Origin of the sequence: Paenibacillus sp. FSL R10-2782 (assembly GCF_038592985.1) — a bacterium.
Taxonomy (GTDB): domain Bacteria; phylum Bacillota; class Bacilli; order Paenibacillales; family Paenibacillaceae; genus Paenibacillus; species Paenibacillus terrae_C.
On sequence record NZ_CP151951.1, the window covers coordinates 3,585,654 to 3,610,915 of the forward strand.

17 protein-coding genes are annotated in these 25,262 nt (G+C 51.5%); 2 read left to right on the forward strand and 15 right to left on the reverse strand.

Annotated features, from left to right (window positions below; all coding sequences use genetic code 11):
- Window positions 1–26 precede the first annotated feature (26 nt).
- From NST83_RS16235 to NST83_RS16255, 5 genes are all read right to left on the reverse strand, one after another.
- The gene (locus NST83_RS16235; RefSeq protein ID WP_342414919.1) at window positions 27–1,394 is read right to left on the reverse strand and encodes a nodulation protein NfeD; all 1,368 of its coding nucleotides are present in this window, start codon (window positions 1,392–1,394) and stop codon (window positions 27–29) included.
- Between the two features lie 278 nt (window positions 1,395–1,672).
- Window positions 1,673–2,116, reverse strand: a complete 444-nt coding sequence (locus NST83_RS16240; RefSeq protein ID WP_013311146.1) for a GatB/YqeY domain-containing protein — start codon at window positions 2,114–2,116, stop codon at window positions 1,673–1,675.
- Between the two features lie 16 nt (window positions 2,117–2,132).
- Window positions 2,133–2,306, reverse strand: coding sequence for a 30S ribosomal protein S21 (gene rpsU, locus NST83_RS16245; protein WP_005547957.1), 174 nt, complete (start codon window positions 2,304–2,306; stop codon window positions 2,133–2,135).
- Window positions 2,307–2,475: 169 nt separating this feature from the next.
- The gene (locus NST83_RS16250; RefSeq protein WP_137063821.1) at window positions 2,476–2,835 is read right to left on the reverse strand and encodes a histidine triad nucleotide-binding protein; all 360 of its coding nucleotides are present in this window, start codon (window positions 2,833–2,835) and stop codon (window positions 2,476–2,478) included.
- Between the two features lie 161 nt (window positions 2,836–2,996).
- Window positions 2,997–4,346: a PLP-dependent aminotransferase family protein gene (locus tag NST83_RS16255; protein WP_342414920.1), complete on the reverse strand. Its 1,350-nt coding sequence runs from the start codon at window positions 4,344–4,346 to the stop codon at window positions 2,997–2,999.
- 218 nt (window positions 4,347–4,564) lie between these two features.
- On the opposite strand from NST83_RS16255, the gene NST83_RS16260 reads away from it, so the two are divergent.
- Window positions 4,565–5,512 (forward strand): DMT family transporter, encoded by a 948-nt coding sequence (locus NST83_RS16260; RefSeq protein ID WP_342414921.1) that lies wholly within the window; start codon window positions 4,565–4,567, stop codon window positions 5,510–5,512.
- Between the two features lie 152 nt (window positions 5,513–5,664).
- Here the strand turns inward: NST83_RS16260 and NST83_RS16265 are convergent, their stop codons facing one another.
- The 6 genes from NST83_RS16265 to NST83_RS16290 form a co-directional block, all read right to left on the reverse strand.
- Window positions 5,665–6,057, reverse strand: coding sequence for a hypothetical protein (locus NST83_RS16265; RefSeq protein ID WP_342414922.1), 393 nt, complete (start codon window positions 6,055–6,057; stop codon window positions 5,665–5,667).
- 264 nt (window positions 6,058–6,321) lie between these two features.
- Window positions 6,322–9,720 (reverse strand): SMC family ATPase, encoded by a 3,399-nt coding sequence (locus NST83_RS16270; RefSeq protein ID WP_342414923.1) that lies wholly within the window; start codon window positions 9,718–9,720, stop codon window positions 6,322–6,324.
- On the reverse strand, window positions 9,717–10,901 hold the full coding sequence (locus NST83_RS16275) for an exonuclease SbcCD subunit D (RefSeq protein WP_342414924.1): 1,185 nt from the start codon (window positions 10,899–10,901) through the stop codon (window positions 9,717–9,719). Before NST83_RS16275 ends, NST83_RS16270 begins: the two co-directional genes overlap by 4 nt.
- A gap of 38 nt (window positions 10,902–10,939) precedes the next feature.
- The gene (addA, locus tag NST83_RS16280) at window positions 10,940–15,049 is read right to left on the reverse strand and encodes a helicase-exonuclease AddAB subunit AddA (protein WP_342414925.1); all 4,110 of its coding nucleotides are present in this window, start codon (window positions 15,047–15,049) and stop codon (window positions 10,940–10,942) included.
- Window positions 15,049–18,612: a helicase-exonuclease AddAB subunit AddB gene (addB, locus tag NST83_RS16285; protein WP_342414926.1), complete on the reverse strand. Its 3,564-nt coding sequence runs from the start codon at window positions 18,610–18,612 to the stop codon at window positions 15,049–15,051. The genes addA and addB overlap by 1 nt, the downstream gene beginning before the upstream one ends.
- Window positions 18,613–18,842: 230 nt before the next feature.
- The gene (locus NST83_RS16290) at window positions 18,843–20,219 is read right to left on the reverse strand and encodes a class I SAM-dependent rRNA methyltransferase (RefSeq protein WP_342414927.1); all 1,377 of its coding nucleotides are present in this window, start codon (window positions 20,217–20,219) and stop codon (window positions 18,843–18,845) included.
- Window positions 20,220–20,747: 528 nt separating this feature from the next.
- Here NST83_RS16290 and NST83_RS16295 point away from each other — a divergent pair.
- Window positions 20,748–21,770 carry a Na/Pi symporter gene (locus NST83_RS16295; RefSeq protein ID WP_342417972.1) on the forward strand — a complete coding sequence of 341 codons (1,023 nt, stop codon included), beginning with the start codon at window positions 20,748–20,750 and terminating at the stop codon, window positions 21,768–21,770.
- Here NST83_RS16295 and NST83_RS16300 read toward each other — a convergent pair.
- The 4 genes from NST83_RS16300 to NST83_RS16315 all read right to left on the reverse strand — a co-directional run bounded on the left by NST83_RS16300 (window position 21,760) and on the right by NST83_RS16315 (window position 25,262).
- The gene (locus tag NST83_RS16300) at window positions 21,760–22,194 is read right to left on the reverse strand and encodes an NUDIX domain-containing protein (protein WP_137063829.1); all 435 of its coding nucleotides are present in this window, start codon (window positions 22,192–22,194) and stop codon (window positions 21,760–21,762) included. The genes NST83_RS16295 and NST83_RS16300 overlap by 11 nt on opposite strands.
- A 103-nt stretch (window positions 22,195–22,297) precedes the next feature.
- The gene (gene mtaB, locus NST83_RS16305; protein ID WP_342414928.1) at window positions 22,298–23,641 is read right to left on the reverse strand and encodes a tRNA (N(6)-L-threonylcarbamoyladenosine(37)-C(2))-methylthiotransferase MtaB; all 1,344 of its coding nucleotides are present in this window, start codon (window positions 23,639–23,641) and stop codon (window positions 22,298–22,300) included.
- A 1-nt stretch (window position 23,642) separates the two neighbouring features.
- A complete protein-coding gene (locus NST83_RS16310; RefSeq protein ID WP_342414929.1) occupies window positions 23,643–24,407 on the reverse strand; it encodes a 16S rRNA (uracil(1498)-N(3))-methyltransferase in 765 nt (254 codons plus the stop codon).
- Between the two features lie 162 nt (window positions 24,408–24,569).
- The gene (locus NST83_RS16315) at window positions 24,570–25,262 is read right to left on the reverse strand and encodes a site-2 protease family protein (protein WP_044645101.1); all 693 of its coding nucleotides are present in this window, start codon (window positions 25,260–25,262) and stop codon (window positions 24,570–24,572) included.

Genomic DNA, 25,262 nt, shown 5'->3' on the forward strand with positions numbered 1-25,262 from the left:
TCTAATTCTTCGTTTGTTTACGTGTTTCAGACGCTGGTGTCCGCCTTGACCACAATGCGTCCGCCTTCTACTTTGGATACGATAATGGGCATATCCGTAGCAATAAACTCGCCGTTTGTCACGACGTCCACACGTTCGTCAGCAATAAGCACGGTTCCTGCTGGACGAAGCGGTGTCAGACTCACACCTCGCTGTCCCAGTAGCACTTCCCGGTTCACAACCGAAGAAAAGCCTTGGTCAGCCGTCAAGCTTTCTTTAAGTATAAAACGGTTCCATATTCCCCGATCCTTGAAAGCAATCCCTATGATTGCCACCACAGCAACGGCAGCAGCAAAGGCTATACCCAATGATATAAAAGCATGCTGCATGTTGTAGGCCGCGCGAACAACTCCAGCGACAAGACTGATGGAACCTAAAATACCCAGAATACCAAAGCTTGGAATGAACATTTCAAGTATAAGCAAGGCTAGACCGATGATAAACAACAGCCACGTCTCGGAACCTGCAAAGCCAGCAATATAATTGCCGAAAAAGTACAAACCAAATCCGAGCACGCCTAAAATTCCTGGCACTCCAAAGCCTGGTACGATTAGTTCAATGACAATCCCCGCGATACCGATAAATAAAAGCAATGTCTGCACAATCGGGTTGGTCAATATCTCGGCTGCTTTTTCAGCCCATGTCCGCTCCACGTGAAATACATCATCTGTGCTATAGCCCATCCACTGAATAACTTCTTGTTCTGAAGAGGCGATGTGATCCGCATAGCCCAGTTTAAGTGCTTCCTCGCTGGTTAAAGAAATGATCTGACCTTTTTCTTTATTAAAGTTCAGCTCCGGTATAGCTACAGAAATTTGGGAGTCTACCATACCTCTCGCAATATCCGGGTTACGTCCGCCGGATTCTGCAGCAGATGCCATGCTGCTCTTCCACCAAGCCACCGTTTTCGGGTCAGTGATAGCTTGCCCACTGCCGTTCACTAACGCTGCTGCTCCAATGATGCTGCCCGGCTTCATGACAATTTTGTTTGCGCTTAACGCAATATAGCTTCCCGCAGAGGCCGCTTCGCCTCTTACATAGGCTACGGTCGGAATCGTGCTGTCTTTAATCAGCTTGCCCAGCTTTTCCGCTGTGTCTACCCGTCCGCCTGGCGTATTAATATCCAGTACAATGAGGCCTGCTTTGGACTCCACTGCTTCTGCAAAGCCGCGTTCCATAAAGCTGACAAGCCCTTGTTCAATTTCCTGATCCACCGGTATAACGAACACAGAACCGCCTTTCACAGCGGCCGCTGCTGATCCCGAATGGAATAACGGCAACAGCAAAACGGATATCATGATCCACATGGTCCAAAAGATCATTTTGCGCCCGGAGTGGTGATGTTCTCTATGCATTACTCTCCCCCCTTTCGATCTTTCTATGTTATAGCATATCAAATTTTGTCAGGTAAACCATACAGTTTTCAGGATTTATTGTGAAATTCTTGAGTATGTTGCCAATCCTGACGGCTATCATGTACTTTACGTACCCAATGGACATCACGTTTCAAATGAATATAGAAAACGTTTACAAAAAAACATCTTATAATAATCACCCTATGACAAACGCGACAGATACAGAAATAACACCCTCTGTAAACAGAGGGTGTTGAGCGTTCCTGTTTGTCGCAGGTTTATTGCAGAAATTGCTGAACCGCTTGGTTCACGAGCTTACCGTCAGCGCGGCCTTTTACCTTAGGCATCAAGGCCGTCATTACTTTCCCCATCTCTGCTTTCGAAGAAGCACCGGTTTCCTGGATGGTCTGCTGTACAATAACTTTAATTTCTTCTTCAGAAAGTTGTTCGGGAAGGTACTGAGCGATGATCTCTATTTCTGCTTTAGTGCTTGTCGCAAGTTCATCACGACCGGCTTTTTCAAATTCATGGAGGGCATCTTTTCGCTGTTTGATCTCACGACTCAGAATATCAAGCACTTCGTTGTCGTCCAAATCCCGTTTCAAATCTATTTCAAGATTTTTAATCGTAGAACGAACCATTCGAATGGTGGAGAGTTTGAACTTGTCCTTACTCTTCATTGCTTGCTTCATATCTTCGTTCAATCGTTCGCTCAAATTCATGATTGCTTAGATCCTCCTAGAACTTTCTCTTACGAGCAGCCTCGGACTTTTTCTTGCGCTTTACGCTTGGCTTTTCATAATGCTTGCGTTTCTTCACCTCAGCCAATACGCCATCCTTAGCAATGGAACGTTTAAAGCGACGAAGTGCAGCATCAATTGTCTCGTTTTTGCGAACTTTAGTTTCAGACACCAGTTTTCCCTCCCTCCGACCAGACCGTCCAAGAGCAATAACACGGTTCATCAAATTTTATTATAGGTGAAACGGAAACCGGGTGTCAACCTATAAGAAAAAATGAATAAATAAAGAATACAAATTTCCCCCATTACGTCCATATTACTTATAAACAAGCACTGTCATTCTAAGAATGTGAGTCCGAAATTCCCGTTAAGGCACCCAATGGGGCACCGCCCAACAGATGATAATGCAGATGTCCCACCACTTGACCGCTATCCGGGCCGCAGTTGTTAATCAACCGGTAACCGGATTCAGCAATACCCAGTTTTTTCGCCACCTCAAGCGCAACACGATGGATCTCCGCAATCAGAGGAAGATCCTCTTCCGTCACAGCATTCATTGAAGGAATATATTTCTTCGGAATAATGAGTACGTGTACTGGCGCCGCAGGCTGGATGTCATGAAACGCGAGCACATTGTCGGTTTCCAACACTTTTTTGCTGGGGATGGTTCCATCCACAATTTTCAAAAACAGATCGTCCATTCAAACCCCTCCTTTGGCAGTGAGCCGACCATCAGATTCGAAAGTGCAGAACCCGTGCTTTCGGCATTCAAAGTTATGTATTTCCCACAACCGATTGGAATATATACAGTTATGGCTTGTTATACCTACGTTTCTATATGTATCATAACGGAAAAAGGGGCTTAATACCAGTTCCCTTTCCCCGCTTCCTCTATAATGGCTTTTACGCCTTCATCAATTTGATCCGGTTGAGCCCGCGAAATACTGATGCGTAAAAACTTTTCGTGTTCCTTATAATCAGATAAGTAAAATCCTTTACCGGATACCACCTGCACCTTCCTCGCGGCAAGACGCTGCACCAAACGCTCCATGTTCACTGTCCGAGGCAGCTTCAACTGCATATACACTCCCGAGCTTACAGCCGACACTTCAATCATCCCGTCCTGATTGTATCGCTCCACTGCCTGGTTTAAAATGCGAATGCGTTCCGCATACAGGCTGCATATCGTGTGCTTGTGGCGTTCATACATTCCATTTTTAATATAAATATCAAGTGCGGCCTGAGATAAAATAGAGGTGTCCACGTATCTTTTGTATGCGCTGAACGTCTTTAACAGGGTTTCCGGCAAAACCGCAACGCCTAAGCGCAAGCCCGGGAAAATGATTTTGGAGAAGCTTTTCAAATAAATGACACGGTCTGTCTGATCGTACGCATATATAGGATCAAAAAGGTGATCGCTCCCCAAATCAGCCATGTAATCATCCTCCACGATGTACACATCGTATTTGGCAGCTAATGCGGCTATAGCCTTGCGTTCCCCTGTGTTGTATGAGGTTCCCAGGGGATTATGATATCTTGACATCGTGTAAAAAAACTTGATGCTCTCGTTCTTAAATTGATGCTCCAATTCCTGCAAATCTATACCTGCCGCTGTTCGGGCGATGGTGCTGACGGGTATGCTCTCTCCCTCCAAAAAACGCAAATAAATATCGTAGCTTGGCTGTTCTACCAAAACCGTCTTTTTGCCGTTCGGAAACGGCATTTTGGCGAGGATTTCCAGTGCCTGCTGAACACCAGAAGTAACGATAATCCGCTCCATTTTTGCAAATACCTGATTATCGGCCAAGTGAGAAACGAGCGTATGGCGCAGTGTCTCCAATCCTTGCGAATCTCCATAGGTGAACAAATGATATTTGTACGTATCTATGGCCTGATTCAGACAATGCTGAAAGTCCAGATAAGGAAATACATTTAAATCCGGGGAAGCCGAAGCAAAATCAATCAAGGCCTGAATATGACCTTGGCTATGATGCAAATCGCCGGAGTTCTCCACCACATAATATCCGCTTTGCGGAATGGAATAGATGGCGTGTTTCTTTTCAAGTTCGGCATATGCCCGCAAAATCGTGCTTTTGCTGCACTCGTACAACTCTGAAGCATCTCGGATAGAAGGCAGCTTCTGACCCGAGCTGTATTGCCCCTCGCGGATTTTAAGCTCTATATCCGATAGAACCGAAATATATTTTTTCACAATGATCCTCCTGCCTGCTTATTTCACTTTTTCTAGTTCTTTATAGGTTGATGTTAACATGCTTTATGTGTAAGCAGGATGCCCTAGTTTATAAAACTGTACCGATACAGTTATGACAATTTGATATCCCACAGGCTCGTCCATTGTTGTACCTTTAGTTCATCGGAGAGGACGTTCGCGAACATGGTCCCGAAGCATGAAAGAGAGGTAGGCAACTTATGGACACCCAAACAAAAGGATTAAAACTGGCTTATTTTTTTGCGGTGCTGAATGCTGCAATTATTGGATTTTCGTTTTTATTTACTAAAATGGCGTTAGTGTATGCTCATCCCATCGATACGCTGACCTATCGGTTTGCAGCTTCTTTTATAGTCCTGTCAATTCCGGTGGCCTTGGGGTGGATCAAGCTGTCTTATCGGGGCAAACCCATATTTAAAGCACTGCTGCTGGCTCTAATGTACCCGTTGGGATTTTTCACCCTACAAGCATTTGGATTACAGCACGCAACTTCCGCCGAGGGAGGTATTATGTATGCCTTCACACCCGTTGTAACGATGATCATTGCTTCCCTATTTTTAAAAGAAACAACGACCCTTTTACAGAAGCTGTCGATCTTTTTATCTGTTTTCGGCGTTGTGTTCATCTTTATCATGAAAGGAAGCAGCTTTAACTTGTCCAATTTGGGCGGGCTCTCCATGCTCTTCCTGACGTGTGTAGCGTTTGCTGGATACAGCGTTTTGGCACGCTCTCTTTCAAAGCATTTTAGTCCGGCGGAAATCAGTTATTTTATGATGGGTATCGGATTTATTACATTTCTGGCCATATCGCTCACTAACCATATTCAAGGTGGGACACTGGGCACATTTGTAGCCTTGTCCAGCAACGGTACCTTCATACTGTCCATTATATATCTTGGCGTGGTGGCCTCGCTTATCACTTCACTGACTGCAAATTTTGCTTTGTCGAAAATAGAAGCGTCAAAAATGAGCGTATTTACCAATCTGTCGACTATCGTGTCTATCGCAGCCGGGGCTTTGTTTATTGGAGAAAAGATAACAGTGTACCATCTGATTGGCTCGTTACTGATCATAGCCGGGGTGATCGGAACCAATTATTTAGGCCGGAAAAAGACAGTATCGCTTCGTGCAGACACTAATAAAACGTAGTCGCTTATAGAGAAATGAGCTGGAAAGGAAAGAATGTTGAGATTGCTGAGGGCATGCTATGAGGTAGAAAAAAGAGGCTGTTTCTTCTTGGCGGAAGAAGCAGCCTTAAGTATGTCATGATGACCTCACTATGGCGATTAAAAGACAGGGGTTTAATAATAAGGGAGCAGGCTGATCGCGGTCAGCGCAGCAAGTGGCAGGATCAGACGGTTAAAGCGCCGACGTCCATATGGGAAACCATATCCGTAGCCTATGCCGGGTACCGGGGCTGGGTACGGATATGGCGGGTAGGATGCAAAGCCGCCATAAGCACGGGAACCGCAGCCGCAGTTGTTAGGCGGATAAGGGAGATTTACGTTCTCTGCTTCACCCACGGGAACTGCCAAATATAATTTCTCATCATCCACATGCTCCACAATTCCATCATACATCGTTCCATCCTTCACCCATACGCATACGTAGCGGTGCATATGCTGTTGACATAGCATTTTAGCATCCATTTTTTCTGGTGCAGTCCCTTTTTCGTTGGTCATGCTTTTTTCCATGGTTGTTTCCTCCTAGGCTCTTGCATGTATACCGTATGTTATTCAAAAATGGGCTATGTGCTACATCAAATTGGGCGAATTCCGGCTTGCAAACAAAAAAAGAAGCACCCCGGAGGCTCTTGGTAGAGCCCCTCTGAACGGACGTATGACGGGAAGTTTCCTTCCGCAGCATACGTCCGCCGGGGTGCTGTATGATTAACTTGTCGGCTTAGCTGTATTATAACAATACTTTGAAACTGTATCTGTGATCTGTATCACGTCGCTTCAAAATGTTTCCATAACCACGCGGGAGCCGCCTCCTGCCTGCTCTGCGGGAAGAACGACCAGCTTGCGCGGCAGGCGGGCTCGCAGCTCGGGCACATGGCTGATCACGCCGACTGACAGTTGATCGTGATGCAGCTTTTCCAGCGAGGTGATCACCGTGTCCAGGAGTTCAGGGTCCAGTGTTCCAAAGCCTTCATCCAGAAAGAAAAATTGCAGCGGGTATTGGCCGCGCAATTGAATCTGGGCCGACAGTGCGAGTGCGAGCGACAAGGAGGTCAGGAACGTTTCACCGCCGGACAAGGTGGATACTGGACGCTTGACCCCGCCGTTGGCATCGTCACTAATGACAAAGCCACCGCTGGAGTCTACCTCTAGCGCATAACGCTGCTTGGTCAGAAAACGTAAACGACGTGAAGCCGACTGACTGACCTGCATTAGCTGCTCCTCGGCAATGTATTCGACGAAGGCGTTGCCCCGGAAAACGGACTGGAGCTTGGACATCTTTTCTGCCTCGCTGCGCAAATGAGTGCGATTGGACTCCAGTTCCATCCAGCGGACATGCCGATGCTGCAAATCCTCCAAATCACGCTCAGCCTTGGCACGATTCTGGAGTGCCTCTTCGTCGCGTGCACGGCAATCACGCAGCTGGGCGGCGGCCGATTCCCACTGTTCCTCTGTCACTGTTGCTCCATCCAGCTGTTCTTCCACATGTTTTAAACGGGAGGACAGCTCTTTTTCACGTTCCCGATGCAGGCTCACTTCACGTTCATAACGTGCAGCTTCCTCCGACCCGAGACAGCATTCCATAACCTCTGCTTCCGTAGCAAAAGGGGAGGCTTCCAGACGACTGCTCCAGCGAGACTCCGATACCTGCCGTCTTTCTTCTGCCGAATCGGATGCCTGCCGGGCAATCAGCGAAGCATGAACGGCTTGCTGCTTGCGTTCCTCCGCTTCAGCGCGGAGGCGTGCGGCGGCTTCGACTCCGTTTCTCAGCCCTCGAAGGCGCGAGTTCGCTTCTTCCAGCAAGAAAGCCGCAGGGTCTTCTCCAACCCACTTGCGAAGCTGGACCATTTTTTCGCGCAGCGAGTCATCTTTATTCTGGAGTCCAGTACGACGGGCAATAATGATTTTGTCTTCCTCGATGATGCTCTGCTGGATCTGCTGAACACGCGCCGCCTTCTCTTCGAGGAAGGTCACGCTCGTCTCCAGCCGGGACCGCAGCTCTTCCGCACGTGTATCGCGCTCCTGCATGGCGCGATAACGCTCCGCAGCTTCGCCTGGCACCACGTCCGGCAGCTGCGCCGCCCATTCGGCGCGCAATGCCCCGCTGCGCGTGGTGCATGCCTCGCGCTTGCTCCGCGCCTGCGTCAGCGCTGCGTCAGCCGCCTCTTGCTCGGCGGCTGCGCGGATACGCCGTTGCTGTCCGGCGGTGTCCGCCTCGCGTAACGCGTGCGCCTCCACAGGCAGCGCACGCGCACGGGCGGCCAGCTCGGCGGCCGTCCGCTCCAGCGCTACGCAGCGCTCCGCCCAAGCGGCGGCACCGCGCAGCGGCGCTGGCGCTGCGATGGGTGCAGCCGGCTCGCCCGTGGCGGCCGCGCCGCTGGCGTCTGCGGCGGCGGGCTGCACCAGCAGGCTGCGCTGCTCGTGCAGCTGCTGGCGCAGCGTAAGGCGCAGCTCCTGCAAGCCCAGCCGCAGGCGGTGCAGCTCGTCCGGCGCCGCAGCATCCGCGCCGTGGGCTGCGGTGGCGGCGGGCGCGGGGTGGTGCAGCGAGCCGCACACCGCGCACGGCTCGCCCTCGCGCAGCTCGGATGCGAGGTGCTGCGCAAGGCGGCCCAGCTCCTCGGCGCGCAGCTCATGGCGAAGCTGCTCCTCCTCGGCAGTCAGCGCCGACACATCGGCGCTGACCTCTGCCTCCAGCGCGAGCAGCGCCTCGATGCCCTCAGCCGCCTGCGCGGCAAGGGCGGAACGCCGTCCCTCCACCTCAAGTGTCTCCTGCTCCGTCAGTTTCAGGCGTTCGTCAGCCTGGGCAAGCCGCTGTTCCTGCGTGACACAATCCTGCTCTGCTTCGCGTAGCTGCTCATCCGCCGTCTCCAGTTGTTGCAGCCGTTGCACAGCCTCTTGAAGCATTCGCCGTTCATCCGCACGCACTTCATTTTGCTTCAATTCCTGTTGAAGCTCCTGCTGCCGCTTTGACCCTCGCGCATATAGCTCTTGTTCCTTGGCGAGACCTTCGGCATATGTAGCAAGGGTTTGCTCACTCTGCGCAAGCTCTACCGCCAGACGGTTCCGTTCTGACCGCAACGCTTCCGTATCAAGCTCCAGTTGCAGCGCCTGCTCCAGCTGATCGATTCGAAGCAACAGCTTCGGTTCCTCTGCACCCAGAGCTTGCCGGGCCTGCTCATCTGCTTGCACAGACACAACCGCAGCCTCCTGCGCCAATGTCGCCTGCACCGCCGCTTCTTCCGCTGCCTTTCGGCGTTTATCCGCTTCGGCAGCGGCTTCCTTCCAATCGGTCAGCGCAGGCAGCAATGCCTCGGCTGCGGAGGCCTGACGGAGCTTACGCTCCAGAGAAGCAATGTCCGGCTCCAGTGCTGCCAGCTGCTCCAACTCGTTCGCCCGGCGGCTGCGCTCCATGACCAGCTCACGAATTTTGTTCAGCGCTTCCGTCTCGCGAGATACCCGTTCCAACTCGCGACGTGAGGCCTCCGCATGGGCAAAAGCCTCTTTGAGACGCTGTTCTGCCTGTTCAAGCGCTTCGGCACCCGCATCGCCCAGACCCTGCTGCTCCGCCTCCAGTGCTTTCAATGCAGCGTCATTGTCCTTCACACGACGACTCAGCTTTTGCGCAAGCTGATCTCCATACTTTTCCAAATGAAACAAACGCTGTAGCATCTGCCTGCGTTCACTGCCCTTTAATGATAAAAATTCAGCAAACTTCCCCTGTGGCAATACGACAGCACGTGTGAAATCGTCCATTTTCAGGCCGATATACTCCTCCACACAACGCGTCACGTCCTGCACCTTGTCAGCCAGGACTTCCTCACCCTCCTCTGTGAACGCGATAAATCGACTAAGCGTATTATTCACCGATACGCCCCCAGCCCGTTTGAATCGGCGCTCCACACGATAACGACGAGGCCCTTGGGCTGACATCAATTCGAACGTAAACGCAACGGACAGCGTATCCTCAGCATGATTCATAATGCCCTGTGTTCCATTCACCGCCCGCTCTACCTTGCCGTACATAGCCAACGTAATCGCGTCCAGCAACGTCGATTTACCGCTGCCTGTCGGGCCAAAGATCCCGAATAGTCCGGTTTCGGTCAGCTCGTCAAAATGGATTTCCTGCGACTCCCGGTAGCTTTGCAACCCCGCCAATTTCAGAAGAATCGGTTTCATACCTCCTCCTCCTCTGCCTGGTCCCTTGCATCATCCTGTTCCACCAAGTCCAAAAATAGCTGCACCAACCCATCATCCGGCTGTGCGCCGCCCGTTTGCCGTTGATAAAAAGCCCGAAACAGCTCGTGAACCGGCAGCTCTGAGCGCTGGTGTTCCAGTTGTGCCGCCGCCATTTCAGGATACATCGGGCGGATGTGAATGATGCCTTCACGGCTTTTACGCAGCCTCTGAATATCTCCCAGCGACATCGCTTCCTCCAGCGTAATTTCCAGGTCAATAAAGGCGTCCGCATCCAGCCCTTCGTCCAGCCAGCGATACACCTCTTCCAGACCTCCCCGCGCCCGCCATTTCACTAAAGGCCGTCCACTCGTAATATACAGCTCCTCGACCTGTGCGGGCTTGTCTGCGACCACGTCAATGAGCGTGACCGATTTGGCCTGCCCTGCTTCGGAAAAGCTATAAGCCAGCGGAGATCCGCTATAGCGCATCAGCCCGTCACCCTTCACATATTGGGGACGGTGCAAATGCCCCAAAGCCGTATATTGCGCCCCGATGCTTAGCGCAGCTGGGTCAACCGTATAGGCTCCCCCGACCTGAATCGGACGCTCCGAGTCTGATTCCAACCCGCCAAGCACATAAATATGGCTCATGGACAGATTAACGGTGTCAGGCCGAAACGCCGTACCGAGCTGTGCCATCAGCATCCCCACACGACGACTGTAAGCCTCTCGCAGCACCGTTTCGTCTCCATCCTCGGACAACAGCTCGTTCAGGCGGGACTCCGAAGGATAGGGCAAAGCTGCAATACACGCCATTTCTCCTGTACGCGGTGTATGAATCCGCACGGCTTCCCCGCGGGGCAGCCCCAGCAGCGTAATTCCGCGCTGACTCACCAGCGGTGTAACCGAGGATACCCGTTCCGGCTGATCATGATTTCCCGCAATAACGACCAACGGTCTTCCTCCTGCCGTTAAACGGGCAGACGTTTCATAAAATAGCTGCTCGGCGGCGGCTGGAGGATTGACCGAGTCGTACACGTCTCCAGCCATCATAATCAGATCCGCCTGCTGATCGTCAGCCATTTTTTCCAATTCTTCCAAGAACGCCTCCTGCTCCTTCAAACGGCTGCGCCCTTCCAGCGTTCTACCCAAATGCCAATCTCCTGTATGCAAAATCCGCATGCTGTTCCTCCTCTCTATCTATTTCATCCATCAAATAACTACAATCGCACACTTTCTCCAGCCTCCAGAAAATACAACCACTTCTCAGCAACCCTTTTACCTGTAATATCTTCGATCACATGTGCGTACAGCTCCAGTTGAAAACGATATTGCTCCGTTAAATGAGACACCGTCCGATATTCGGATACCCGGTCTGTTTTGTAATCAAGCAATACCAACCCCTCCGGCCCTTCAAACAGGCAGTCAATAATCCCGTTCATCAGCACTCTATCATCGTGGCCAGGCTCTGACGTCATGCTTTCCCGCTGTTGCCCGGCGGCTCCCGACTCTGTTTCCTGTGCTAACAGCATCGACGGCAAACTGCGGCTCCAAAAATCTGCGGCTCCGATCGTATAGGTGAAAGGAAGCTCACGCTGAACATGGGATGTCTCCAGCAATCTTCGACCCAGCTCGCTGGTGAAAAAGTGCAATATTTTATCCGTATCTAACGCCTCCGCCTGAACATCCAGCAACAAACGCTGGTTCAGCAGACGAGCCTTCGTTTCCTCAATCACCTCGGCGTTCATCACACCACCCAGCGGCAAATGCAGAAATAGCGTATGGTACACCGTTCCACGCTCCGTCGGCGTCAGTCGCCGATTGCCCATAAATTTGGGTCTACGCAAGTGCAGTCGATTTCCCCCAGTCTGAGAATCTTCCATCTCCTCTGGTAACTCGGCTACTTGAAAAGAAGACAGACTTAGCCAATCTTCCGATCCAGCTTCCTGCATCGTTAGCCATCTTTTCATTTCGGTGACCGATGTATTCGCCGCCGTCTTGCTTGCCCGTTTATACGGATAGGACCAGGAAAGCGCAGCGGCAATATCTGCATCAGCCCTTGTTGTCGTATCTGCCGGGCTATTGGATACGGAATCGGATGAGAGCCACCTTTTGTCGATCGGCTCAGCATTTTTCAACGCTACCGTCTTCTGCTGACGCTCTTCATTAGCAGTCTCTTCCCCAGGGTCCAAATTCAAACGAGAGCCGGAAAGAGTCTCCGAAGCTATGATTCTAAATAGCCAATCTCCGCCCGGCATATATTCCAGCCTGTGATAGTACCCCTCCTGATCCCCTACCGCTTCCCTCAGTACAGCAGCAGAAGGATGTCGGATCAACGCAGGACCTACCCAGTCCAGATAACTGCGGCCTGCAGCCAGCATATAATCAGGTAAAACCGTTTCCGTATGCTCTTTGGCCCGTGCCCAACCTGCTGCACGTGAAGTGAGATCCTTTACGGTTCCGGTCATAATAAGCTTCTCACGCGGACGCGTAAGCGCCACGTACAGCACCCGCATTTCCTCAGCCAATAGCTCTAACTGGGAACGTCGACGGATCGCCAAATTAGGCAGTGTCGGGTAGCTGATCCGATTTTGTTCCTCCACATATTTGGGACCGAACCCCAGCTCCTTATGCATCAGAAACGGCGCATTCAGATCCTGCTGATTGAACATTTTAGCCGTTCCGGCGATGAACACGACAGGAAATTCAAGTCCTTTACTCTTGTGAATCGTCATAATACGGACAGCCTGATCAGGTTCAGTACCGCCACTAGATGAACCCAAATCACCGCCTCGCTCTCGCAAACGGGAAATAAAGGTCAAAAACCGGAACAGACCCCGGTTAGAAGTAGAAGTCTCATACTGTCTCGCCCGGTCATACAGCGCCCGCAAATTACTCTGACGTTGAGAACCGCCGGGCAATCCACCTACCCAATCCAGATACCCCGTCTCCTCCTGCAAACGCCAAATCAGTGCACTCAAGCTGCCTTGTCTTGCTTCTTGTCGCCATGCTTCCAAATCGCGCAAAAACGAACGTAGTCGGGCAGGCAACGTATTTCCGCTATTCCTGTCATCCATATCAGATGCATCTGTCGAATCTCCTGCGAAAAGATCCCATTCCAGTATATCGCTGGACGTTCCATTTTCACTCTCCTGTGTAGGGTCAGCCTCAGCCGCTGCCAGCAGAGCGCCATAAAACAATCCGTCCGGCTTTTGCAGCCTGATTTGTGCCAGCTCATCCTCGGTCAAGCCTACAATCGGTGAACGAAGCACAGATGCCAGCGGGATGTCCTGCTGCGGATTATCAATAATGTGTAGCAGAGACAGCATCACCTCAACTTCCGTTGCTTTGAAAAAGCCTGTTGTCTGCTCCCCAGATGCCGGAATGCCCTCAAGACGCAGCTCCTCTACAATCAGCGGTGCCCATACGCTTGCCGAACGGAGCAAAATGACAATATCACCGAAGACTGCCGGACGCATCGCTTTTAACCCTCTGTCATAAATCAACAACGGTCGGCCTGTATCTCCCGTCAGCTCCTTAATCCGTTGAGCGATTGCGCGAGCTTCCAATTGTGCCGTTTCCAGCTCCGCAAGCTCAGCCATTTCGCCTTCCTGTAAAGCGGACTCATCACCCATTTCGGACAGTTCCGAAGCCTCCGAAAGACCGCGTCCGCCTTTATCAACCAACAACAATTCAGGTGCATATGGGGATGTAGCATCCTTTTCCATTTCCTTTTCTGTCTGCTCGGGATAAGAAGCACCATGCGCCAGCCATGCCCGTTCATCGTATTCAATTTCCGCTACATCCACGCTCATGATTTGCCGGAACACCAGATTGACTGCATCAACGACTTCCACCCGACTGCGGAAATTGCGTGCCAGATCAATTAAAAAGCCATCTTCCTGCTCCTGCATACCGTATCGCTGGTATTTGTTCAAAAACAGACCCGGCTCCGCCAACCGAAACCGATAAATACTCTGCTTTACGTCCCCTACCATAAACCGGTTACCCGGTTCTTCACGGGATACCAGTCTGACGATATCCTCCTGTACCGTATTCGTATCCTGGTACTCATCCAGCAGTACCTCGTCGAATTGCTCCTTGTATTCGAGCGCAGCGTCCGAAGGCAACAGTCTGTGCGGAGTAGAGTCGGGATGACGTAATATTTTCAGACAATAGTGCTCCAAATCCCCGAAATCCACCAGCCCTTTGGACTGCTTGTGCTTTTGAAATCGTTCCCCGAATGCAATTACGGTCTCCACCAGTTCCTCCATCAGAGGAGCCGCCCCATGCAGTTCCTCCAAATAGGCTTCCGCCCTCCTGCCGAACAGGGAAGCCTTCATATCCGTAATCATTTTTTTGGCTGCCTCACGGAGCGCCTTGACCCGTTCCTGCAATGCAGGCTCGGTCTGATCCTTTTTGACTGGCTTGAGCTTGCCGAAGGCCGCTATTTGAAAGTGATCATATAGCGAGGCCCACGGCTGTGTCTCCAACGCCTGCAATAGTCCCTTCACCATCGCGGTATCCTCTTGCAGCGTCACTGCATAGGGTGCAGGGCCGCCGGGCTGCATAGCTGTCTCATAAGCCTGCTCCAGCAGGCTTGCTGCTCCGCGCAGCGAAAGTGCCGCATCCACCAAAATGCTGCGAACCCAAGGAGTCTCTCCCAAAGCCGCCACATCCTGTACACAGAACGCTGCTGCCGTCTCCCTCAGCCAGTGCTCCGGCCAGGGATGACTTTGCGAAAAATCGTACAAGCGCTGAACAAGCACATACATCGCATCATCTGTACGCTCACCGCTAAACCAGTCCACCAGTCTGCGAAACGTGCTGCCTTCATCGTTAGCCTCATACTTTTCCTCAAACAGTTCTTCCAGCAGCTCCTGCCGCAGCAATTCCGTCTCATGCTCATTCATAATCCGAAAACCGGGATCAAGGGGAATGGCCTGATAATGCCTGCGAATGACCTCCATACAAAAAGAGTGGAGCGTCGTAATCGACGCCCGATTCAGCAGCGATAGCTGGCGACGTACATGCTCACTATCCGGCTCCTGTTCCAGCACACGTTCCAAGGCTTCGCGGATACGTTGGCGCATTTCGGCGGCGGCAGCCTTCGTAAAGGTCGCTACCAGCAGCCGATCCACGCTGAAACCGAGCCGGGGCTCGGCGATTTTACGAATAATGCGCTCTACGAGCACCGCTGTTTTACCAGACCCCGCCGCTGCCGCTACCAGCATGTTGTTGCCGGATTCGGAAATCGCACGCCACTGGTCATCACTCCACATACTGCCTTCCGGCTTTGGTGTTCCGTTAGTGCTTGGTGTGCTTATCATTAGTCCATTCCTCCTTTCCCTTCCTGTGTAGACCCAAGCAAATCCCAGATCTGATCCTTGCCGGGTTTTCCCCATTGGTTGTAGCCGCTGCCCTCCAGACTGTCGTCAAATTGACAAACAGGTTTGAAAGCACAGAAGGTACATGCCGTCTCTTGCTGGATACGATAAGGTTCAATCGCCACATCGCCCTCTGTCATGCGCGTCCCAATCGTTCGGATATTATCGCGTACCGAAGCCAGCAGGCTATCCCACTGTTCCGGCGAAGCGACAGACGCACTGCTGTAAAAGCTACCGTCCGCCTTTACCGCAACTGGCAAAATGGAGGAATACCCCTTGTCCAGTGCCGTGTCCATTTGACCAACCACATTCCGATCAGCAAGCAATAGTCCTTTCATCTTGAAGCGTTTCAAAAGCTCCTGACGGGCCTGTTCCGCACTAAGACCATTTGGCGACTGCAACATCGGATTGTGGACGTGAAAATACAGCGTACCCGCCGGGTAAGCCGTCTCACCCAACCATTCCTCCGCCGCATTCAGCAGAACGTCCAGGTACGTGAGCATTTGCAAGGACAAGCCATAGTACACCTCATGCAGCTTGAGATCCTTTTGGCTGGATTTGTAATCAATGACGCGTAAAAGCAAGCCTTGTTCTCCCTCTGCCACATCCACGCGGTCAATTCGTCCGACGATTTCCATCACCACACCATTGTCCAATCGAAAGGTCAGAGGAGGAAGCTTTTCTCCCGGCCCAAAACCCAGTTCCAGCTCCAGTGGCTCAAAGCTGCCTCTACGCGCATGTTCTCCCAAAATCAGCGAAGCCCGACTTACAATGTCTTTCAGCTTGCGCAAAATGTACCCGTACCGCTTGGAGCTCATTAAAATCTCCCCTTGCAGACGAGGGGCCAAACGCTCCACTGTCGATTCCGCCTCTTGTTGGCATTCCTCTGTACTGAGACTGCCCCAGCTCACGTTGCGTTTACGCAAATTCATCGCCATCTCTCCGAGCGCCGCATGGAACAGCTGCCCGATATCCGGTGCCTTCAGCCGATACATTTGGCGCTCCTTCAAGCGAAGACCGTGAGAAGCAAAATGCGAAAACGGACAAGCGACAAAACGTTCCATACGAGATACGCTGGTACGCAGCTTGCTGCCGTACAGACGGCGACTCGTTTCCTTCCGCATTTCGGCATGATTTTCGTAAAAAAGTGAGGTCAGCAACTGACTCAGCTTGTCCTTTTCACGCCCCTGCTGGCACGCATACCAGTTGTACACCTCCCACCAGGGAGATAAAATCTCTCCACCATGCCGCCATTGTCGGAATTGCGCGATCAGCTGCGGCAATGCCTCGGACGGATGGGAAGCATACTCCCATTGCGTCGCCCATAGGTCCCCAGGCAAAGGATAGGTAGCTAACGGATGCTCTTCCAGAGCAGGGAACAGTTGACGGACATGGCGTACCAACTCTGACGGGAGCAACGACTTACCCTCTTCGTCGGTTACGGCGTAGCTCATCCACAGACTGCTTCCGGCTGATGTGAGCGCCGTATACGCAAGAAAACGTTCATCCAGCAGACGTCTTGTCATATTCGGTGCCAGCTCCACTCCCCGTTCATTCAGGGCGGTGCGTTCCTGCTCATTCAGCACGCCGTCCTCATGAAATACAGCCGGCATCACACCTTCGTTCATACCCAGTACAAAGGCATGTTGAATACCAGCTACACGAGTACGGTCTGTGTTTCCGACCAGTACCTGATCCAGAGCTGGCGGAACAAGACCCATACGGTACTCTATCAGCCCCGTCTCCAGAACACCGGCAAACAAGGAAGTGTCCAGCTTCTCATCACCCATCATTTCGACGATCTGATCCAACAGCTCAAGCACCGCATCCCATACCTGACGATGCTCCTTGGCCTGTTCGGGATTTCCCGCTTTCTCGGCCTGATGGATCAAGTCATCCAGCTTATGCCCAATTTCCGCATCCTCCAGCAACAAGTACACCGCTTCACACTTCTCAAGTGCAGTCCGAGCCTTACCCAGACGTTTCTCAAACGCACGCAAAGGCGTCACAATCACATCACGGCACAGCTCCATTAGATCCAGCGTTTCGTCCCGTTGACGATTTCGCTCCTGTTCCTCCAGCTCCAGCGAAAGGCTAGGTACAGCCTGCCAAGGACGTCCATCTGTCCAGCGGCTGCCCTGTATCCCACAGGCCAATGCATAGTTTTCCAGACGGTCCATATCCTCGCGGCTGACCCGTTCATCCTGCGGTAATAGAAGATCCGTTTTGACCGCACGAAATACATCCTCGTACCGCCAACGCCGCTGGACGATATCCAGCGAAGCCCGAATCATTTCCACCAATGGATGATGCAATACGCTTCTGCGCTGATCCAGAAATACCGGAACCTCATATTGTTTGAATATCGGCTCCACCCACGGCTCATAATCCTCAATATGGCGTACGAACAGAGCCATTTCCCGATAACGTGCTCCCTCATCTCGGGCGAGGCGGCGCATTTCGCGCACTGCCCCCTCAAGCTCGACACGTCGGTTCGCTGCGGCATACAGTTTGATTTCTTCTGGCTGCTTATCTCTCCATTGCTCCCGCATCTGTTGCTGCAGCATGGGTCGTTCCTGGTTCCGATATCCCCCACGTCGTTCAAACTGCGCCTCCAGATACGCCAACGCAGGACGGTTCTTAAATCTCGGAAGCGGATCAGGGCGCAGCAGTTGTGTCTGCGTCTCCATCATCAGCTCGTCCGCCATCCCTTTAAGCTTTATATAGGTAGCCGCCGAAGGATGAAACAAATCCAGCTCATGCGGAAGCTGTCCACTCTCGTAGCTACGATTGCAGGTCAGTGCGACCGTCAACGAAGAAGCGTGCAGCATAAGCTGCTCCACCACCTTGTATTCATGCGGCGTAAATCTGCGGTAGCCATCCATCCAAATATCGGCTCCACGTACAATGGAAGATTCGGCAATCTGCTCCGCCAGCATACGCAGGGTATCCTCGCCGTCAATATATTGAAGCGTCAGCTCTCTTTCAAAATCCTCATAAATCAGACTGATGTCCTTGAGCTTGCCACGTAAAATCGGAGTCGATTCCCCCGCAGCATTCATTCGCTCCAGTTGCTCCGGTACAGACCGAGTGTCATTCCCGTATTGCTTCAGCTCTGTAAACAGCGTATTTAACCGATCCACAAAGCCCAACTGGTCTCCCGAATCCTTAAATAAACTCAGCTCATCCTTGCGACGACGAATAATTTTATATAAAAGCATCTTCTTGCCTTCCTCCGTCACAGGTACCAGCGCCGAACCCCCGGTTTCCTGCATGACTAAATAGGCAAGACGATGAAATCCCATGACCTGGGCGCGCACCGTCCCCTGAATACCGTTTCCGGTTTCTGTAAGCAGCGCATGCTCGGAAGCAAATGACGATTGCTCCGGCACAAGCAGCAGCATAGGCTTACCTAGCGGTTCCTCGCGTAGCATAGCCGTCATTTCACGACGGATTAACGTGCTTTTGCCGCTGCCTGAGCGGCCAATTAACAAACGGACCGACATGATGCGGCCTCCTTTCCAACGAACAACAATCTACTAAACAGTATAGCATATGAGGCAAGAGAGAAAAGAACGTACGTTTGCCATCTTGTAGCATTTAATCCTCCCTCAAAAAACAAACAGTCCCGCAGGTTGGCTTGGTGCATGCCTTCTCTACAGGACTGATTTATTGGTAAAACGAGCCTAATCTACTTATTCGGCTACCTAAAAAGTCGTTTGGCTGTGTATGAATTCTACAATTGTGCCTGGCTACGCACCTCAAAAATGGCGAATTTCAAATAATGGCCTTCCTCTACACCCAGAATCTGAGGATGATCCTTGCCAGCCGCTCTCCAATCCACCAGACGGAGGATTTTTCCGGCATCTGCCGCCGCTTCCTTAATCGTGTCCAGAAATAGCTCCGGCCGCATATGGAACGAGCAGCTCGCAGTCACTAAATAGCCGCCCTCATTGACCAGCTTCATCCCGTGCAGATTAATATCCTTATATCCACGGGTAGCCCCTTTGACCGCATTCTTTGTTTTCGCAAAGGCTGGTGGATCAAGAATAACTACATCAAAGGTACGTCCGCCCCCTGCTGTTAGCGGCTTCGAGGTATCTCCTTTTCCCCCGGCCCGCGCGGTACGTTCCTCTACGCCTTTAACCTGATTGCGCAAATATTGAAAAGCATCGTCCACGACAAACTCGACGCGTTCCTCAAAGCCGTTCAGCTTGACATTATCCCGTGCGCTTTCAATCGCGTGCTCAGAAATATCAAGACAGGTTACTTTTTTCGCACCGTATTTGCAGGCATTGAGCGTAAAGCTTCCCGTATGTGAAAAGCACTCCAGCACGGTTGCACCATCCCAGAATGGGAACTCCACAACCTTACCGCTTTTGTTCACAGGCTTCATGACCGCTGTGCCAGCGTTACCCTGCTCTGCTACTTCCTGTAGCGTAATTCCGCTGCGTCCTCCCCAGCCCGTCATCAGTGGAGCAATCGCCGCACGATTCTCACGCTGGTCGAAGAAATAGCCTGTCTTCTGACCCTCTACAATATCGACCTTGATACGCAAGCCATTTTCCGTTACCACGACATGACGCGGGCAGTCGCCATATAAAGGCCCTTTGACCTGTTCCAGTCCTTCCAACTCACGGATGGATACATCGCTGCGCTCATAAATACCAACAGGGCCAATCACTTCAACAAGTGCATCTCTGATTTCTTCCCTGCGACGATCCATACCGAGCGTTAATAATTGTACGACTAACACGTCGCCAAAACGGTCTACAATCAGCCCGGGTAAAAAATCTGCCTCGCCGTATACCAGCCGATACGCGTCTCCCCCGGTCACAAAACGTTCACGGTGCTCCAGACAATCGCGGAACCGTTTGGCAAAAAAGCTTTGATCCATCACTTCCAGTGGCTCGTAGGACATCACACGCACCGTAATTTGTGAGGCCGGATTATAGTAACCCGTTGCCAAATAACGCCCCTGATGGTTGACGATACTGACCAGATCACCCGCCTCCGGCTCACCCTCCACCTTGGCTATTTCATTTTTAAACACCCAGGGGTGCGCATGCTCCAGCCTTTTTTTACGGCTGCGTTCCAATATTACTGAAGGCAAAGTCCTTCACTCCCATTCTTGGATTACTCAAAGTCCTTAAAAGTGTAGTGTTCGATGGGGGCGCGGCTCCGCAGTTCATTTGATCTTACGATCGCTGTTGCAATGGGATTTTTGAGATTAGGTAACACATTTAAAGGTCAAAATCCCATTAAGCATATTCTTTCGAAGCAGCTTTCCTTCGGAAAGCTTTCAGCCGAACGCTACCGCATCTCCAGATTCAAATGAATCGCTCCGCTACTGCCCGCCTTTATATCGAACTCACATTTTAAAGCTTGTGAAGTTCTATAAAAATTCTCGTTTACATAAAAAACAGCACAGCCATGCTTGTCATGGCTGTCCTCATCAGATCATAGGCTGTTACATGAGCATTTTGCATAAATCCCAAGAGCGATTTTAAATCAGCAATATAGAGATCGAAATGGTTTAGTTCGTCTATATATTGTTTTTTCAAGCGTTGGGAATCGAATTATGCAAAAAGCTGACATAAGCGCAATTCAATTCATAACCTTAGAAGAGGGGTTCATGGCCGTGTTAATTCATGTTATTTTGCCGCTGTGCGGTGGGCTGCTTATTTTCTTGGGCGGGATGAAACTGATGGAAGCGGCCCTCCGGCATTTGGCTGGCCCCTTCCTCACCCGCTGGCTTAACCGGGCCACCGTCTCCCCTTGGCGGGGCATGCTGTTCAGCTCAGGCATTACCGCCCTGTTGCAGAGCAGCACTGCTGTCACGGTGCTGACCATCGGACTGGTCAACGCCGGGCTGTTGACCTACGGCCGCACGCTCGGTATTATCCTGGGCACCAATATTGGTACCTGCCTGACTACCGAGCTAATGGGTCTCCAGCTAGGCAAGCTGGCTGTTCCACTGCTCTGCGGCTCGCTGCTTTGCTGGAGCGTCGCTGTCTTGTGGGGCGAGGCTGTCTCCAGCCGCCAGTATGCGTCTGCCGGGCCACCATCCGGCTCCAATCAGCTTAGCCATCCGCAGGCTGTACAATATATCAGCCTCAGCTTTGCTGGATTTTCGCTGATTCTTGCGGGTATTCGCGTGATGCAGACAGTCGGCCCCTGGATTGAGCAGGCCGGGCTGTTCCGCTGGTTTCTGGACCACGCTGCGGCCAACATGTGGTGGGCCTTCGCCGCCGGGGCCTGCCTGACCGCACTGGTTCACAGCAGCGCCGCCGTTATTGGCATGGCGATCAGCCTTGCGGCTGCGGGAGCTTTGCCAGCCGATGTGGGTATCGCCATCGTCATTGGCTCCAACGTTGGCACCTGCGTGACGGCCCTGATTGCGGCTGTCGGCGGCAGCGTGTCCGGCAAATTTGTGGCCTGGTCCCACGTGCTGCTGAACGTAGGCGGGGCGTTGCTGTTTATGCCGCTGATCCCCGGGCTGGAAATGGCAGCCGCCTGGATATCCACCGAGCCTGGAGCCAAGGTCGCCCATGCTCAAACCCTGTTTAACGTGATCAGCTCTCTGCTTGTCTTGCCAGTCTGCTATTTACCTGTATGGACACGTTTGGAGAATCGCATGTCTCCCAACATCATCAAACGTTAATTCCCAGCATGGACAGCGCCTTGCTCAAAATGACATCATTGTTGTCATATCCGCCTTGGCGCTGGAGAAGCCATGCTTCCTCAGGCGTATGCCATGCAACACCTTTAATTTCTTCAATCTGTGCCTGTAAATCCCCATCCAGTGCCTCTACGAGATAATAATGGACTTCCTTGTCCACTTCCCCGAATTCAGCATGCTGATACGTATAAGCAATCATATCCACATGCTGGATAATCCGTCCGTTCAGCCCAGTTTCCTCACGAATTTCACGTAAAGCCGTCTGTTCGATCGTTTCTCCTGGCTCCATCTTGCCTTTAGCCAAAGAGACCTTGCCGTATCGGTCGGTAATCAGTTGAATTTCAAGCTTCTCCCCTTGGTTGCGGTACACAACACCGCCTGCGGAAATTTCCTTTTTTGCTGCCATCCTGTATTCCCCTTTCCTTGCGCAACAAGGATTCCGTCCTCCCTGTAAGGAAGGCGAAATCCTTGTTTGCCATCTCTAATGCCTGTTCAGGCTTTTTATGCTCTTAGAGAGCTGTTTGCAGCCCATTTTCCAGTACACGGACCAATTGGCCTTCGCTTTCATGAACGCCCGCCTTCGTCAGCTTCACGCGGCACACCTTGCCAACCAGATCCTCAGTACCTTCAAACACCAATTGAATGTAGTTGTCACTGTAACCGTGAAGCATGCCGCTATCTTCGGTCCCTTTCGGCGAAACTTCCGGAATGACCTCCAGCACCTGACCGACAAACTTCTCTGCATAAGCCAACTGCATTTGCTCTGACAGTTTAATCAGCTCATGCACACGTGCATTTTTCACGTCCTCGTCCACCTGATCCTCCATACGCGCCGCAGGCGTACCGCTGCGCTTGGAATAAGGGAACACATGCATTTCCGAGAAGCCAATTTTTTTCATCAACTCATAGCCGTTGCGGAACATTTCGTCCGTTTCCCCAGGAAAGCCAACAATAACGTCTGTCGTAATCGCCACATCCGGCATCGCCTTGCGAATCATAAGCATTTTATTGTAGAACTCTTCTGTTGTGTATTTACGGCGCATCCGTTTCAGCACGGTGTCATCTCCCGCCTGAAGCGGAATGTGAAAATGACGCACCAGCTTATTGGAACGATTCAGCACATCAAGCATTTTTTCATCAATCTGGCTGGCTTCAATGGAACTGATACGGATACGCTCCAGCCCTTCCACCTTCTCCAGATCCCACAGCAGATCGGACAGATCATAATTGTCCATGTCGTCACCATAACCACCTGTATGAATGCCTGTGAGCACAATTTCTTTATAACCCGCATGCACCAATTGACGCGCCTGAGCCATAATGCTCGCAGCATCGCGGCTGCGGGACAAACCACGCGACCACGGAATGATGCAGAAGGTGCAAAAGTTGTTGCAGCCATCCTGAATTTTCAAAAACGCACGTGTGTGGTTAGCAAAATCAGGCACATCCATTTCCTCGAACACACGCGTTTTCATAATATTGCGCACAGCATTCACTGGTTGACGCGACTCTTGGATCTCCTGAACAAACGGAATAATTTTGTCCCGGTCCTGTGTACCAATCACGAGATCGACACCGGGAATATCCATAATTTCGGCAGGAGAAGTCTGAGCGTAACAGCCCGTCACTGCCACAATAGCATCTGGGTTCCGACGAATCGCACGGCGAATGATCTGACGACTCTTTTTATCGCCGGTATTCGTAACGGTGCACGTATTAATAAGGTAGACGTCAGCTGTCTGCTCATCAAAATCTACCTGCTCATAGCCTTCATTTTTGAACAGCTGCCAAATCGCTTCTGTATCATAAAAGTTTACCTTACAACCCAATGTGTAAAATGCCACTGACGGCATATTAAACCCCTCCCATTTCTCCTGACTCATATAAAATGCAAGCCAATGCAGCCATACCTGCGGTTTCCGCACGCAAAATGCGTCTTCCCAGCCCCGTAGACTGCGCCCCGGCCTGCTCGGCCTCCAGGCTCTCCGCTTCGCTGAAGCCGCCTTCCGGACCCACTACCAGCAAAACACATGGCTTGTCCATCGACGTCCATTGTCCTGCCAAAGGCTGAATCACATCCCGTAGCTGCCGTCCCTGCTCTTTTTCATAACAATAGCATACCAAATCATACTGCGAAAAAGAAGCCAGCAGCTCTTTCCACGTCATCGGCGCACTTATTTCTGGAATCCGGTTACGGTGGCTTTGCTCAGCCGCTTCCTTTACAATCTTGCGCCAGCGCTCCAGCCGCTTGCCTTCCTTTTTCGCATCATACTGCACGACCGTACGCTCGGACAAAAACGGGACAAACCCCGCTGCCCCGATTTCTGTACATTTTTGCATAACGGTCTCCATCTTGTCTCCCTTGGGAAGACTTTGGGCAATGGTGACCTGCACATGCGGTTCGGAGGTCATCTCCAGCGGCTCGACGATCGTCGCCGTCACTCGATCCTGTTCTATCGTATCCAACGCAGCCAGCGCTTCCCTGGATACCCCGTCACTGACTATAATTTTGTCACCACTACGACCGCGCATGACCTTGGCTATATGTCGCGCATCCTCACCCGTCACGATCACATGGTCTTCCAGAAACTGCTCTGCCGGAATAAAATAACGCTGCATTGTCTCTCACACCTATTCTGAAAATAACTGTTATCCATTGGCTTTCTGTACAATATCCGAATAAATCACCAAGCACCATCATATCATCTTTTGCGCCCGCATGACCAGTGTGTTGCTGCTTCAATTGTTATACTACCGTCCATACCCACAAAAAAGGAGCCGTTAGGCTCCAAATAATCCGATGATGTAAAAAGCGAACTGCAAAAACTGCACATAAATCGTCTGGGATAGCACATACAGCGGCTCAATCGTCACCGCCCGCACCTGCGGGATAACAAGGATCAACAGAAAAATAAAGATGGACCATTGCTCAAAATGCTGAAGTTTGCGGCGCAACGGTGTAGGGGCCACATCCTCCACAATCCGGTAGCCATCCAGCGGTGGCAGCGGAATTAAATTAAAAATAAATAAAAACAGATTCAAACTAATCAATGAATTGATAAACAAGTTGATAGCCTGAGCCACCCGCTGATTCTCGATATTCGGCAGCACCTGAAAATGAAGCAGCACCGCATAAATCAAGGTAGCCACAAAGGCAAGCAGCAAATTGCTCAGTGGTCCAGCAGCAGACACGACAATCCCCATAGAACGTGGACGACTGAAATTGTCACGGTTGACTGGAACCGGTTTGGCCCAGCCGAAGCCCCCGATCAGCAGCAGCAGCGTACCCATCAGATCAATATGCACTGCCGGATTTAAAGTCACGCGTCCCAGCAGCTTGGCTGTAGGGTCACCGAATTTATTGGCATAATACGCATGCGCAAATTCATGCACCGTAAAAGATATGATCAGAGCCAGCAAGTAAAACGGAAGAACCTCTAACTTCACACGAAAAATATTTTGTAAAAAATCCAT

Bases quoted from the DNA above. Each gene is read 5' to 3' on its own strand.
- NST83_RS16235 (WP_342414919.1), bottom strand. From the start codon at position 1,394: ATGCATAGAGAACATCACCACTCCGGGCGCAAAATGATCTTTTGGACC.
- addB (WP_342414926.1), bottom strand. From the start codon at position 18,612: ATGTCGGTCCGTTTGTTAATTGGCCGCTCAGGCAGCGGCAAAAGCACG.
- NST83_RS16250 (WP_137063821.1), bottom strand. From the start codon at position 2,835: ATGGACGATCTGTTTTTGAAAATTGTGGATGGAACCATCCCCAGCAAA.
- NST83_RS16260 (WP_342414921.1), top strand. From the start codon at position 4,565: ATGGACACCCAAACAAAAGGATTAAAACTGGCTTATTTTTTTGCGGTG.
- addA (WP_342414925.1), bottom strand. From the start codon at position 15,049: ATGATAAGCACACCAAGCACTAACGGAACACCAAAGCCGGAAGGCAGT.
- NST83_RS16310 (WP_342414929.1), bottom strand. From the start codon at position 24,407: ATGCAGCGTTATTTTATTCCGGCAGAGCAGTTTCTGGAAGACCATGTG.
- NST83_RS16315 (WP_044645101.1), bottom strand. From the start codon at position 25,262: ATGGATTTTTTACAAAATATTTTTCGTGTGAAGTTAGAGGTTCTTCCG.
- mtaB (WP_342414928.1), bottom strand. From the start codon at position 23,641: ATGCCGTCAGTGGCATTTTACACATTGGGTTGTAAGGTAAACTTTTAT.
- NST83_RS16265 (WP_342414922.1), bottom strand. From the start codon at position 6,057: ATGGAAAAAAGCATGACCAACGAAAAAGGGACTGCACCAGAAAAAATG.
- NST83_RS16275 (WP_342414924.1), bottom strand. From the start codon at position 10,901: ATGCGGATTTTGCATACAGGAGATTGGCATTTGGGTAGAACGCTGGAA.
- NST83_RS16270 (WP_342414923.1), bottom strand. From the start codon at position 9,720: ATGAAACCGATTCTTCTGAAATTGGCGGGGTTGCAAAGCTACCGGGAG.
- NST83_RS16240 (WP_013311146.1), bottom strand. From the start codon at position 2,116: ATGAATTTGAGCGAACGATTGAACGAAGATATGAAGCAAGCAATGAAG.
- NST83_RS16300 (WP_137063829.1), bottom strand. From the start codon at position 22,194: ATGGCAGCAAAAAAGGAAATTTCCGCAGGCGGTGTTGTGTACCGCAAC.